Origin of the sequence: Salmonella sp. NW722, from assembly GCF_051702785.1 — a bacterium.
Taxonomy (GTDB): Bacteria; Pseudomonadota; Gammaproteobacteria; order Enterobacterales; family Enterobacteriaceae; genus Salmonella; species Salmonella enterica.
In genome coordinates, this window is the sequence record NZ_JAMMIN010000007.1 from 117,516 (window position 1) to 130,560 (window position 13,045).

The following is a 13,045-nucleotide window of genomic DNA, read 5'->3' on the forward strand; positions in this document are numbered from 1 at the left end:
CCGGCATTTTGGATCAATGATATCCCATCATCTGCGCGCCAATGACGACCACGCTGGACATAATAAACAGTAGTCCCAGCAGCGACGCCCCCACTTTCAGCCAGTTGCGAAAATCGACCCGGCACACGCCCAGCGTGGCCATCAGCGAGGCCGATGTCGGATAGATAATATGGCTGAAGCCATCGCCAAACTGGAAGGCCAGAACAGTCACCTGACGGTTAACGCCGACCAGATCGCCGAGCGGCGCCAGTAATGGCATGGTTAACGCCGCCTGGCCCGAACCGGACGTGACAAAGAAATTAAATACCGCCTGGAAGAGCAGCATAAACCAGGCGGCGATAGCATTATTAAGCCCGCTGATGCCATGCGCGATACTGTTAAGCAACGTATTGAGCACGCTGGGTTCCCCGGCTTCGCCGTTGCCGACCAGCAGCAGAATGCCTTTGGCAAAACCCACCAGCAAGGCGGGTGCGATCATCATCCTCGCCCCTTCGGTGAATGAGGACGCCATCACGTTGACCGTCATACCGTTGAGGCGGAAGATAACGCCGATGAGGCCGATCACCACGCCCATGGTGAAAAACTGGCTGGCGATCTCCGGAATAAACCAGGCGTGGACAATCACGCCCCAGACGACCCAAATCATTACGCCGGTCAGGACCAGCAGTACCAGCCAGTCACCAAAGGTGAAAGGGCGCTGGACGACTTCATCCTGCTGTTCGCGGAAATAGCGATCGGATTCGTGGACGCGGGACAGCAGCGGATTCTTTTTCACGCGTGAGGCGTAGACCAGCGTAAAAACCAGCCCAATCAGCGTGGCGACAATCCAGACCACAATACGCAGCCCGGAGCCGGAAAGTACCGGCACGCCGGCAATCCCCTGGGCGACGACTACGCAGAAAGGGTTCATCCACGAACTGGCAAAGCCAATTTGGGTGGCGATATAGGTCACCAGGACGGTGGTAATGCTGTCATAGCCCAGCCTGACCATCAGCGGGGCTATGATAATTGCAAAGGCGACCGCCTCTTCGCCCATGCCAAATACGGCGCCCCCTAACGAAAAGAGGACAAATAGCACCGGAATAAACAGGACTTCGTTGCCCCGTGTGTGGCGAATAAGCGCCAGAATGCCGTTATCCACGGTGCCGGTACGCATCACGATGCCGAATGCGCCGCCAATCACCAACATAAACATAATGATGCCGACGGCAGTGCCGAATTTCGATCCGGATGTTAACCCTTCAAACGGAAAATTCATCAGCCCTGGTCTTTCATCGCCGGTAGTGAAAAATTGTACGCGATGATACTGCGCTTCCCCGGCCTCATTGGTCACAATGCGAAAAGAGTGCGGATCGACGACTTTGCGGGTTTTTGTCTGACCATCGACCTGATACTGCACTTCCTGGCTATCAAACATCCCAACGGGGACGACCCAGGTGGCGATACTGGTTAAAATGGCGACAAAAAAGATGATGACCAGCGTATCGGGCATTGCCCATTTTCTGGCTGTTTTTGATTCTGTAACGACAGACATGACAGACTATCCCTGTTGCAAAGCAAAGAGGCTAAGTATGAGAAGAAGGGAATAGTTATTCATTGATGCAGCGCAGTTAAGCAAAAAATTCCGCTTTGCAGGGTAAATAGCAGAATGCCGGATGGCGATGCTAACGCGTCTTATCCGGCCTACAACGGTATTTCACCTGTAGGCCGGACAAGGCGTTCACGCCGCCATCCGGCATTAGCTTTTACTGTTACTGCTGCTGTTGAGAAGCCTGGATTGCCGTCAGGGCGATGGTGTAGACGATATCGTCAACCAGCGCGCCACGGGACAGGTCGTTCACCGGCTTGCGCATACCCTGCAGCATCGGCCCGATGGAGATCAGGTCGGCAGAACGCTGTACCGCTTTGTAGGTGGTGTTACCGGTGTTCAGATCCGGGAAAATGAACACGGTAGCGCGACCCGCAACCGGCGAGTTCGGCGCTTTGGATTTCGCTACGTCAGCCATGACCGCGGCGTCGTACTGCAACGGACCGTCGATCATCAGGTCAGGACGTTTTTCCTGCGCCAGACGCGTCGCTTCACGTACTTTCTCTACGTCGCTGCCCGCGCCAGAGGTGCCGGTGGAGTAGGAGAGCATTGCCACACGCGGTTCGATGCCGAAGGCAATGGCGGAATCCGCAGACTGAATCGCGATTTCTGCCAGCTGCTCTGCAGTCGGGTCTGGGTTGATTGCGCAGTCGCCGTAAACGTAAACCTGCTCCGGCAGTAGCATAAAGAACACAGAAGAGACCAGGGAGCTACCTGGCGCCGTTTTAATAAGCTGCAGCGGCGGACGGATGGTGTTGGCGGTGGTATGAACCGCGCCGGAAACCAGGCCGTCGACTTCGTCTTGCTCCAGCATCAGCGTGCCGAGCACCACGTTGTCTTCCAGCTGCTCGCGGGCAACCGGTTCGGTCATGCCTTTGCTCTTACGCAGCTCAACCAGGCGAGCGACATAGCTTTCACGCACCACTTCCGGATCGACGATTTCAATACCTGCGCCCAGCTCAACGCCCTGAGATGCCGCGACGCGGTTGATTTCATCCGGGTTGCCCAGCAGTACGCAAGTGGCGATGCCGCGTTCAGCGCAGATTGCCGCCGCTTTGACGGTACGCGGTTCGTCGCCTTCCGGCAGCACTACGCGTTTACCGGCTTTACGCGCCAGCTCAGTCAGTTGGTAGCGGAACGCCGGCGGAGAGAGACGACGGCTACGCTCGGAAGTGGCGGTCAGCGACTCGATCCACTCAGCGTTAACGTAGTTCGCGACGTATTCCTGAACTTTCTCGATGCGCTCATGGTCATCAACCGGGACTTCCAGATTGAAGCTTTGCAGGCTCAGCGAAGTCTGCCAGGTGTTGGTGTTCACCATAAAGACCGGCAGACCGGTGGCGAATGCGCGTTCGCACAGTTTAGAAATGCGCGCGTCCATTTCATAGCCGCCGGTCAGCAACAGGGCGCCGATTTCTACGCCGTTCATCGCGGCCAGGCAAGCTGCGACCAGTACGTCCGGACGGTCAGCGGAGGTCACTAACAACGATCCTGCGCGGAAATGTTCCAGCATATGCGGAATACTACGCGCGCAGAACGTAACGGATTTAACGCGGCGGGTTTTGATATCGCCTTCGTTAATGATGGTGGCGTTCAGGTGACGCGCCATATCGATAGCGCGGGTCGCAATCAGGTCGAAGCTCCACGGCACCGCGCCCAGAACCGGCAGCGGGCTGGATTCCTGCAGTTTAGCAGGATCGATTTTGATCACCTGCGCTTTGGAAGAGTCGTCAAAAATCTCCGACAGATCCGGGCGAGTACGGCCTTGTTCATCAACCGGCGCATTCAGTTTGTTGATGATAACACCGGTGATGTTGGTGTTTTTCGCGCCGCCGAAGCTGCTGCGCGTCAGTTCGATACGCTCGTTAAGCTGTTCTGGCGTGTCGGTACCCTGAGACATGACAAAAACGATTTCCGCATTCAGCGTTTTCGCGATTTCATAGTTCAGAGACTGAGCGAACTGATGTTTACGGGTCGGAACCAGACCTTCAACCAGCACCACTTCCGCGTCTTTGGTATTCGCATGGTAGTTCGCGATGATCTCTTCCATCAGCACGTCTTTCTGGTTGCTGGAGAGCAGAGATTCAACGTGGCTCATCTTCAGCGGTTCAGCCGCCGGCAGGGTAGAGTTCGCGCGAACGATAGTGGTGGTCTGGTCAGGCGCATCGCCGCCAGCGCGAGGCTGGGCGATAGGCTTAAAGACGCTCAGACGAACGCCTTTGCGTTCCATAGCACGGATGACGCCGAGGCTGACGCTGGTCAGGCCGACGCTGGTTCCGGTAGGGATCAGCATAATAATACGGGACACGGTTTATCCTCTTTCGTTACCGTCTTTTGGGGACGGGTTACAAAACAGCACCGCCAGCGAGGCTGGCGGTGTGAAATCAGGCAGTCAGACGGCTCGCGTCTTGCGCGATAACCAGTTCTTCGTTGGTTGGGATCACCACCGCCGGACGGGTACCTTCTTTGTTGATGAAACCAGATTTGCCGAAGCGGGCCGCCAGGTTACGTTCGTGGTCGACTTCAAAGCCCAGCACGCCCAGTTTACCCAGAGACAGTTCGCGAACCATCGCGGCGTTTTCACCGATACCGCCGGTGAACACGACTGCATCCAGACGACCGTCCATCAGAGCGGTGTAAGAACCGATGTACTTCGCCAGGCGGTGGCAGTAAACATCCATCGCACGTTTTGCGTCTTCTTTGGTGGTGTAGTTGTCTTCAACATAACGGCAGTCGCTGGTCACTTCAGTCAGACCCAGCAGACCGGACTCTTTGGTCAGCATTTTGTTGATCTGATCCACGCTCATGCCCAGAGTGTCGTGCAGGTGGAAGATAATCGCAGGGTCGATATCGCCGGAACGGGTACCCATGACCAGGCCTTCCAGCGGGGTCAGACCCATAGAGGTATCCACGCATTTACCGTTACGGATAGCGGAAACAGAACCGCCGTTGCCCAGGTGGCAGGTGATAATGTTCAGTTCTTCTACCGGCTTGTTCAGCATTTTTGCCGCTTCCTGAGTTACATAGAAGTGGCTGGTGCCGTGTGCGCCATAGCGACGAACGCCGTGTTCTTTATACAGGCTGTACGGCAGGGCATACAGGTAAGATTCTTCCGGCATGGTCTGATGGAAGGCGGTGTCGAATACTGCAACGTTTTTATCTTTCAGCTGCGGGAAAGATTTCAGCGCTTCGGCGATACCAATCAGGTGAGCCGGGTTATGCAGCGGTGCGAAAGAGGCGGAATCTTTGATGCCCTGAATGACGGACTCATCAATGACTACGGAGCTGGTATACTTCTCGCCGCCGTGTACGATACGGTGACCAATTGCAGTTAACTGCGCAGACAGTTCTGGTTTTTGTGCCAGAATAGTGTTAACGATAAAGTTCAGCGCTTCACTGTGAGCGGCGCCTGCACCTAAAGCCGCTTCTTGTTTACTGCCGTCCATTTTCCATTTGATGCGTGCTTCTGGCAGATGGAAACATTCGGCTAAACCAGAAAGGTATTCATCACCATTAACTGCATCAATAATTGCAAATTTCAGTGAAGAACTACCGCAGTTCAGAACCAGTACTAACTTACTCGACATGGAAGTACCTATTTATGATACGTGGCTAAAAAAACGTCAGTGAGCCATAGAGCGTAGCGCATGATAGCCCTGACATTTATGATTAACATCATGCGCAGGAGTTTTTTTGGGCATGATGGAAGAAATACCTTTGAGTCTATGCCATTTTGCGTATTTTTCAGCCAATGGCATACTATGTGTAATATTGACGACTCAATGATTTTAAACTACCGGCCTTTGACAGGCCGACACAGGATACCTGATAGTGGGTATCGAAGACAAAATGTTTTGAACGTTGTCCCTCGCAGTTGTTGTTTTGCACAAATTTTTTAAATTTTATATGTGAAGTTGAGGTAGGCCATGTCGACACCGGATAATCGCTCCGTAAATTTTTTTAGCTTATTTCGCCGGGGGCAGCACTACGCGAAGACGTGGCCGATGGAAAAGCGGCTGGCGCCCGTTTTCGTCGAAAACCGCGTCATTCGTATGACGCGCTATGCCATACGATTTATGCCGCCTGTCGCCGTCTTTACATTATGCTGGCAGATAGCGCTGGGCGGTCAGTTAGGTCCGGCCGTGGCGACCGCCCTGTTCGCCCTGAGCTTGCCTATGCAGGGATTATGGTGGTTAGGGAAACGTTCTGTGACGCCATTGCCGCCTTCAATCCTTAACTGGTTTTACGAAGTTCGCGGTAAATTGCAGGAGGCTGGACAAGCGCTGGCGCCGGTAGAAGGAAAGCCGGATTACCAGGCATTAGCTGACACGCTTAAGCGCGCCTTCAAACAACTGGATAAAACTTTCCTGGATGATTTGTAATTGACCCCGGATTACGCATATAAAAGAAGGCATACCAATGCCTTCTTTTTTTCATCGCCATAGCGTGATACAGGAGTTCAAAATGGAAATGACCAACGCGCAACGTCTGATTTTGTCTAACCAGTACAAAATGATGACGATGCTCGATCCCACCAACGCCGAGCGTTACCGTCGCTTACAAACAATTATTGAACGCGGCTACGGCCTGCAGATGCGCGAGCTGGATCGCGAGTTTGGCGAGCTGACGGAAGAGACCTGTCGTACCATCATCGATATTATGGAGATGTACCATGCGCTGCACGTCTCCTGGACCAACCTCAAAGATACGCAAGCCATCGACGAACGTCGCGTCACCTTCCTGGGGTTTGACGCCGCGACGGAAGCGCGTTACCTCGGCTATGTCCGTTTTATGGTGAATATAGAAGGACGCTACACTCACTTTGACGCCGGGACGCACGGCTTTAATGCCCAGACGCCGATGTGGGAAAAATACCAGCGGATGTTGAATGTCTGGCATGCCTGCCCGCGTCAGTACCACCTGAGCGCGAATGAAATCAATCAAATCATTAATGCCTGAGGAGGCTCGCGTGCAGTGTAAAGGTTTTCTGTTTGATCTGGATGGAACGTTGGTTGACTCATTACCTGCCGTCGAACGCGCGTGGTGTAGCTGGGCCGATCGTTTTAACCTTGCTCATGATGAGGTGCTGGGCTTTATTCATGGCAAACAGGCGATCACCTCGTTGCGGCATTTTATGGCGGGTAAATCGGAGGCGGAAATTGCCGCTGAGTTTACGCGCCTGGAGCAAATAGAAGCCACTGAAACCGCAGGGATCACCGCGTTGCCGGGGGCAGTCGATTTACTCAATCACCTGAATAAAGCGGGCATTCCGTGGGCTATCGTCACCTCCGGTTCAATGCCGGTCGCGCGTGCGCGCCATCAGGTCGCGGGCCTTCCAGCGCCAGAGGTGTTTGTCACCGCCGAACGAGTCAAACGCGGCAAACCGGAGCCGGATGCGTATTTGCTGGGCGCACAACTGCTTGGCCTGGCCCCTCAGGAGTGCGTCGTAGTAGAAGATGCCCCGGCTGGCGTGCTGTCCGGACTGGCTGCGGGCTGCCACGTCATTGCGGTCAATGCGCCGGCCGACACGCCGCGTCTGGCGGATGTTGATTTTGCGTTGGATAGCCTGACGCAATTATCGGTCGCTAAACAACCAAACGGCGATGTGGTGGTGTTAAGAAAGACCTGATCATGATATCGCCCCGCTTTGGCGGGGCATATTTATGGCAGAATCGCGTTATCTTCTCATCTGACAAGGATATGTTGTGAACGGTGAATTGATTTGGGTTCTCTCTTTACTGGCGATTGCCGTCGTGTTGTTTGCGACGGGCAAAGTACGTATGGATGCGGTGGCTTTATTCGTCATTGTTGCTTTTGTCCTTAGCGGTACCTTGACCCTTCCGGAAGCCTTCTCCGGCTTTAGCGATCCGAATGTCATTCTTATCGCCGCCTTATTTATTATTGGCGACGGCCTCGTGCGCACCGGCGTTGCGACGGTGGTCGGTACCTGGCTGGTTAAAATGGCGGGCAGCAGTGAAATCAAAATGCTGGTTTTACTGATGATCACCGTCGCCGGACTTGGCGCTTTCATGAGTTCAACCGGCGTGGTGGCGATTTTTATCCCCGTTGTTCTTAGCGTTTCTATGCATATGCAAACCTCGCCTTCGCGCCTGATGATGCCGCTGAGTTTTGCCGGGCTTATCAGCGGAATGATGACGCTGGTGGCGACGCCGCCGAACCTGGTGGTTAACAGTGAACTGCTGCGTGAAGGCCTGCACGGGTTCAACTTTTTTAGCGTGACGCCGCTGGGGATAGTGGTGTTGGCGCTCGGCATTGTTTATATGCTGGTGATGCGCTTCATGCTAAAAGGCGATGCGCCCGGACAACAGGCCGGTAAGCGGCGCACTTTCCGCGATCTTATCCGCGAGTACCGTCTGACAGGGCGCGCTCGCCGTCTGGCGATTCGCCCCGGTTCGCCAATGGTGGGACAGCGGCTGGACGACCTTAAACTGCGCGAACGTTACGGCGCCAATGTCATCGGCGTTGAACGCTGGCGGCGCTTTCGGCGGGTTATCGTCAATGTGAACGGCGTATCGGAGTTTCGCGCTCGCGACGTTCTGCTGATTGATATGTCGGCGGCGGAGGTTGACCTCAGAGAGTTCTGCGCCGAGCAACTGCTGGAACCGATGGTATTGCGTGGAGAATATTTTTCCGATCAGGCGTTGGATGTCGGGATGGCGGAAATTTCGCTTATTCCGGAGTCTGAACTGATTGGCAAGTCGGTGCGTGAAATCGCTTTCCGTACACGTTACGGGCTGAATGTGGTCGGCCTGAAACGCGACGGCGTCGCGCTGGAAGGGTCGCTGGCCGATGAGCCGTTATTGATGGGCGATATCATTCTGGTCGTGGGGAACTGGAAGTTAATCAGCCTGCTGGGGCAAAAAGGCCGCGACTTTGTGGTGCTGAATATGCCGGTCGAGGTCAGCGAAGCCTCTCCTGCGCACAGCCAGGCGCCGCACGCCATTTTCTGCCTGGTACTGATGGTGGCGCTGATGTTGACCGATGAAATTCCCAACCCGATCGCGGCGATTATCGCCTGCCTGCTGATGGGAAAATTTCGCTGTATTGATGCTGAAAGCGCATATAAAGCGATCCACTGGCCGAGCATTATCTTGATTGTGGGTATGATGCCGTTTGCGCAGGCGTTGCAAAAAACCGGCGGCGTCTCTCTGGTCGTGCAAGGGTTAATGAATATCGGCGGCGGCTATGGGCCGTATATGATGCTGGGATGCCTGTTCGTGCTGTGCGCCGTCATAGGACTGTTCATTTCTAACACGGCAACGGCGGTGCTGATGGTGCCGATTGCGCTGGCGGCGGCGAAATCGATGGGGGTGTCGCCCTATCCGTTTGCGATGGCGGTGGCGATGGCGGCATCCGCCGCCTTTATGACGCCGGTTTCATCGCCGGTGAATACTCTGGTTCTGGGGCCGGGAAACTATAGCTTTAGCGATTTTGTGAAGCTTGGCGTGCCGTTCACGCTTATTGTGATGGCGGTTTGTATTGTGATGATTCCGATGTTGTTTCCGTTTTAACCCCAGACAGGAAAAGGCCTGATGGCGCTACGCTTATCAGGCCTACGGGAAGAACGGTAGGCCGGATAAGGCGTTAGCAGCCATCCGGCAACTAAAGCGGTGAATCCTGGCTTATCTCGTCAAGAGAGAGATGGAAACTTGGTACGAACACCGCCATAAAATAGTCCATCTCCTGGCTGCGACGTAATTCCAGCGTTTTTTCCAGCCGCGTTTTTGCCAGGCCAAACTCATTGTTTCCCGCTGAGAGCTCCTCCAGGCATTTCAGGTAGGCGCAAAGCGCATCGGCCTGTTTTACGATTGCCTGTTCTTCTTCGCTCCAGGCATTCTCATCAATAAGCGGTGCGAAAATATCGCGTAATTCATCCGGCGCCATATCAACCAGCTTTTGCTGGGCGATTTTTTCGATCGCTTTATATTCCTGGGCTATCTGGGAATTAAAATATTTTACCGGCGTCGGCAGATCGCCGGTCAGTACTTCCGAGGCATCATGATACATCGCCAGAAGCGCGATGCGTTCAGCATTGAGCTGACCGCCAAATTTACGGTTTTTTATCGCCGCCAACGCATGGGCGACCATCGCCACCTGCAGACTATGTTCGGAGACGTTTTCTGTACGCACGTTACGCATCAGCGGCCAGCGGTTAATCAACTTCATGCGGGAGAGATGGGCGAAAAAATGGCTCTGCTTCATAGATTACCTTTTGTTTTCACTGCGGCAGACTTCATTGTGCGGGGAGGGGGATGAAGATGCAATTCAGGCTACCGAAGTAGCCTGAATTTAAGATTATTGATGGTAACCTGAGAGGAAACGCCCAAAACGGTTGATGGCCATCTCCAGGTCATCTTCACGCGGTAGCGTCACAATGCGGAAGTGATCCGGCCACGGCCAGTTAAAGGCGGTACCTTGCACCAGCAGCACCTTTTCCTGTAGCAGGAAGTCCAGCACCATCTTCTGGTCGTCGTGAATATTAAAACGTTTAGCGTCGATCCTGGGGAACATGTACAACGCGCCGCGCGGTTTTACGCAGGAAACGCCGGGAATATCGTTAATCAACTCCCAGGCGCGGTTACGCTGTTCATACAGTCGACCGCCCGGCAGAATAAATTCGCTAATGCTTTGATAGCCGCCGAGCGCGGTCTGAATAGCATGTTGCGCCGGGACGTTGGCGCACAGGCGCATTGAGGCTAACATCTCCAGCCCTTCAATATAGCCCTTCGCATGTTTTTTCGGCCCGTTCAGCACCATCCAGCCCTGGCGGAAGCCGGCGACGCGATAGGTTTTAGACAACCCATTAAAGGTGATGGTCAGCAGATCAGGCGCCAGTGCGGCGATAGAGTGATGCTCGGCATCGTCATAGAGAATCTTGTCATAAATTTCATCGGCGAAGATGATGAGATTATGCTCGCGCGCAATGTTGACAATTTCCATCAACAATTCTTTAGAATAGACGGCGCCAGTAGGGTTGTTTGGATTAATAATGACAATACCACGCGTACGTGGGGTGATTTTGGCGCGGATATCGTCAAGGTCCGGGAACCAGTCGGAAGATTCATCGCAAAGATAATGTACCGCCTTGCCGCTGGAGAGCGATACCGCCGCTGTCCATAACGGATAATCGGGCGCGGGAACCAGCATTTCATCGCCACTGTTAAGCAACGCCTGCATCGCCTGAACGATCAGCTCGGAAACGCCGTTACCGATATAGATATCTTCCACGGTTACATCGCGCATTCCACGGGCCTGATAATGCTGCATAATCGCTTTACGGGCGGAATAAAGCCCTTTCGAGTCGCAATATCCTTGCGCCGTCGGCAAATTACGAATGACATCGACCAGAATTTCGTCCGGCGCTTCGAATCCGAAGGGGGCGGGGTTGCCGATATTCAGTTTAAGAACTTTATTACCTTCTTCCTCAAGGCGTTTCGCTTCTTTCAGAACGGGGCCACGAATGTCATAACAGACATTTTCGAGTTTGCTGGATTTTTCAATGGGGGACATGAATCTTGACCTTTTAGCTGTTATTGCCACTCCCTGCCGTGGAAGTCAGCACGAAACAATGTACTCCCACGACGGTGAGTTTTGAAGAGTGAACAGAAGAAGATTTTGTTTATTTTTAACGCGCTTTCGTGCTGTTTAAAACTTCATAAAATCATTTGGTTAGATGCATTTTCTATTTTTGTCTGTATGTATAGTGTTTTATTCTATATGATTGCGCGTAATGTGGTTTTTTATGTTGTCAGAAATTATCTGTTTTATGAGAGATAAGCATTCATCATTAGTGTCGCGCTGGCTATTTCGGAAATACTGAGTATTAAAGGTAAAATGAGAAGGTTAGACCTTTCCGGCGGCGGGGGGTGTGAAACTATTGTTAAGTATAATTAATGAATGGTAGAAATCTTAATTAATTATTATTTAATATTTAAAAAGCATTTACTAAAGTCGTAATAATATCTTTCTGGTCCGATTAGTATAACATATCCAAGATTAAGATTATTCGTAATAATACTTATAAATATAGCGGTTTTAGGTTAAGATAATGATCCGAAACGGGGGCGTAGTCTGCGTTGTCTGCTAATTTTCATGACGCGATTTTATACATAACCTATTGTTCAATATATTGTTTTTTGTATCTGTGCGTCTCGGTAAACTATTTGACGCTTGTTACAAGATTTACACGTCCATCATTAGCAGAAATCTGTAGACGCCTAAAGGTATGACACATTCTCTTTGATATATCCCAATCAGTTGCATTTGGTATTATATCAGTAAGTAAGAGAAGTGTTTTGGTCGTATTTTCAATTACATTCTAACATTTACCTGGGTAACCAGGCGGTACTGCGAAGGATGCACATTACAAATGGAATTGCTTGTTTCTGAATGCACAGCATTAACCAGGTCAGCCCGATATGACCCGCCAGTAAGTGAAAAATTATGATAAATGCAAATCGTCCGATAATTAACCTCGATCTCGATCTGCTGAGAACGTTCGTGGCCGTTGCCGATCTGAACACCTTCGCCGCGGCGGCGGCGGCGGTATGTCGTACTCAGTCTGCGGTCAGTCAGCAAATGCAGCGTCTTGAGCAACTCGTGGGAAAGGAATTGTTCGCCCGCCATGGCCGTAACAAACTTTTGACCGAACACGGTATCCAGCTTCTGGGGTACGCCAGAAAAATCCTGCGTTTTAATGATGAGGCGTGTTCATCATTAATGTTCAGTAATCTTCAGGGAGTGTTAACAATCGGCGCTTCTGATGAATCAGCTGATACTATCCTGCCTTTTTTGCTTAGCCGAATCAGCTCGGTTTATCCGAAACTCGCGCTTGATGTACGGGTAAAACGCAACGCCTATATGGTGGACATGGTTAAATCGCAGGAAGTAGATTTGGTGGTGACGACTAACCAACCTCATTCGCTGGACTGTCTGAATTTGCGGACCTCGCCCACCCATTGGTATTGTGCGGCTGAGTATGTTTTGCAAAGGGGAGAGCCCGTACCATTAGTCCTGCTGGACGATCCCAGCCCATTCCGCGATATGGTGCTGGAGACGCTAAATGCAGCGGGTATTCCCTGGCGGCTGGCCTATGTGGCGTCTACATTACCGGCGGTACGCGCGGCCGTTAAAGCCGGTCTTGGCGTAACGGCTCGACCTGTCGAAATGATGAGTCCCGACCTTCGCGTGCTGGGCGCCGCAGACGGATTACCGCCTTTGCCGGATACGGAATATCTGTTGTGCCGCGATCCCAATAGCCAGAACGAGCTGGCGATGGTGATTTTCCATGCGATGGAAAGCTATCAAAACCCATGGCATTACAACCAGTTTTCTGCAGAGGGCGGAGATGATCCGCTGATGGTGGAAGGGGGTTTTGAGTAGCTCGCAGGCAAAAGGCGCTAAGTCGTAAATGTAAAAAAGAGCCGCTGGCGATGA

10 protein-coding genes are annotated in these 13,045 nt (G+C 52.5%); 5 read left to right on the forward strand and 5 right to left on the reverse strand.

Going from position 1 to position 13,045, the window contains the following annotated elements; all coding sequences use genetic code 11:
• Window positions 1-13: 13 nt before the first annotated feature.
• The 3 genes from yfcC to ackA form a co-directional block, all read right to left on the reverse strand.
• Window positions 14-1,534 carry a putative basic amino acid antiporter YfcC gene (gene yfcC / locus NA330_RS18095; RefSeq protein ID WP_000117932.1) on the reverse strand — a complete coding sequence of 507 codons (1,521 nt, stop codon included), beginning with the start codon at window positions 1,532-1,534 and terminating at the stop codon, window positions 14-16.
• Window positions 1,535-1,751: 217 nt separating this feature from the next.
• Window positions 1,752-3,896, reverse strand: a complete 2,145-nt coding sequence (gene pta, locus NA330_RS18100) for a phosphate acetyltransferase (protein WP_000086692.1) — start codon at window positions 3,894-3,896, stop codon at window positions 1,752-1,754.
• Between the two features lie 76 nt (window positions 3,897-3,972).
• Window positions 3,973-5,175: an acetate kinase gene (ackA, locus tag NA330_RS18105; RefSeq protein WP_000095692.1), complete on the reverse strand. Its 1,203-nt coding sequence runs from the start codon at window positions 5,173-5,175 to the stop codon at window positions 3,973-3,975.
• A gap of 339 nt (window positions 5,176-5,514) precedes the next feature.
• Between ackA and yfbV the strand changes: the two genes are divergently transcribed.
• From yfbV to NA330_RS18125, 4 genes are all read left to right on the forward strand, one after another.
• Complete coding sequence (yfbV, locus tag NA330_RS18110; protein ID WP_000106617.1) at window positions 5,515-5,970, forward strand: terminus macrodomain insulation protein YfbV; 456 nt, start codon at window positions 5,515-5,517, stop codon at window positions 5,968-5,970.
• Between the two features lie 82 nt (window positions 5,971-6,052).
• Window positions 6,053-6,547, forward strand: a complete 495-nt coding sequence (locus NA330_RS18115) for a YfbU family protein (RefSeq protein WP_000426135.1) — start codon at window positions 6,053-6,055, stop codon at window positions 6,545-6,547.
• Window positions 6,540-7,217 (forward strand): sugar phosphatase, encoded by a 678-nt coding sequence (locus NA330_RS18120; RefSeq protein WP_001555201.1) that lies wholly within the window; start codon window positions 6,540-6,542, stop codon window positions 7,215-7,217. Before NA330_RS18115 ends, NA330_RS18120 begins: the two co-directional genes overlap by 8 nt.
• A gap of 76 nt (window positions 7,218-7,293) precedes the next feature.
• Window positions 7,294-9,120 carry an SLC13 family permease gene (locus NA330_RS18125; protein WP_023241872.1) on the forward strand — a complete coding sequence of 609 codons (1,827 nt, stop codon included), beginning with the start codon at window positions 7,294-7,296 and terminating at the stop codon, window positions 9,118-9,120.
• A 91-nt stretch (window positions 9,121-9,211) separates the two neighbouring features.
• Here the strand turns inward: NA330_RS18125 and yfbR are convergent, their stop codons facing one another.
• Window positions 9,212-9,811 carry a 5'-deoxynucleotidase gene (yfbR, locus tag NA330_RS18130; RefSeq protein WP_000813882.1) on the reverse strand — a complete coding sequence of 200 codons (600 nt, stop codon included), beginning with the start codon at window positions 9,809-9,811 and terminating at the stop codon, window positions 9,212-9,214.
• 93 nt (window positions 9,812-9,904) lie between these two features.
• Window positions 9,905-11,119: an alanine transaminase AlaA gene (alaA, locus tag NA330_RS18135; protein ID WP_000074540.1), complete on the reverse strand. Its 1,215-nt coding sequence runs from the start codon at window positions 11,117-11,119 to the stop codon at window positions 9,905-9,907.
• 933 nt (window positions 11,120-12,052) lie between these two features.
• On the opposite strand from alaA, the gene lrhA reads away from it, so the two are divergent.
• Window positions 12,053-12,991, forward strand: coding sequence for a transcriptional regulator LrhA (lrhA, locus tag NA330_RS18140; protein WP_000606288.1), 939 nt, complete (start codon window positions 12,053-12,055; stop codon window positions 12,989-12,991).
• Window positions 12,992-13,045: the final 54 nt, after the last annotated feature.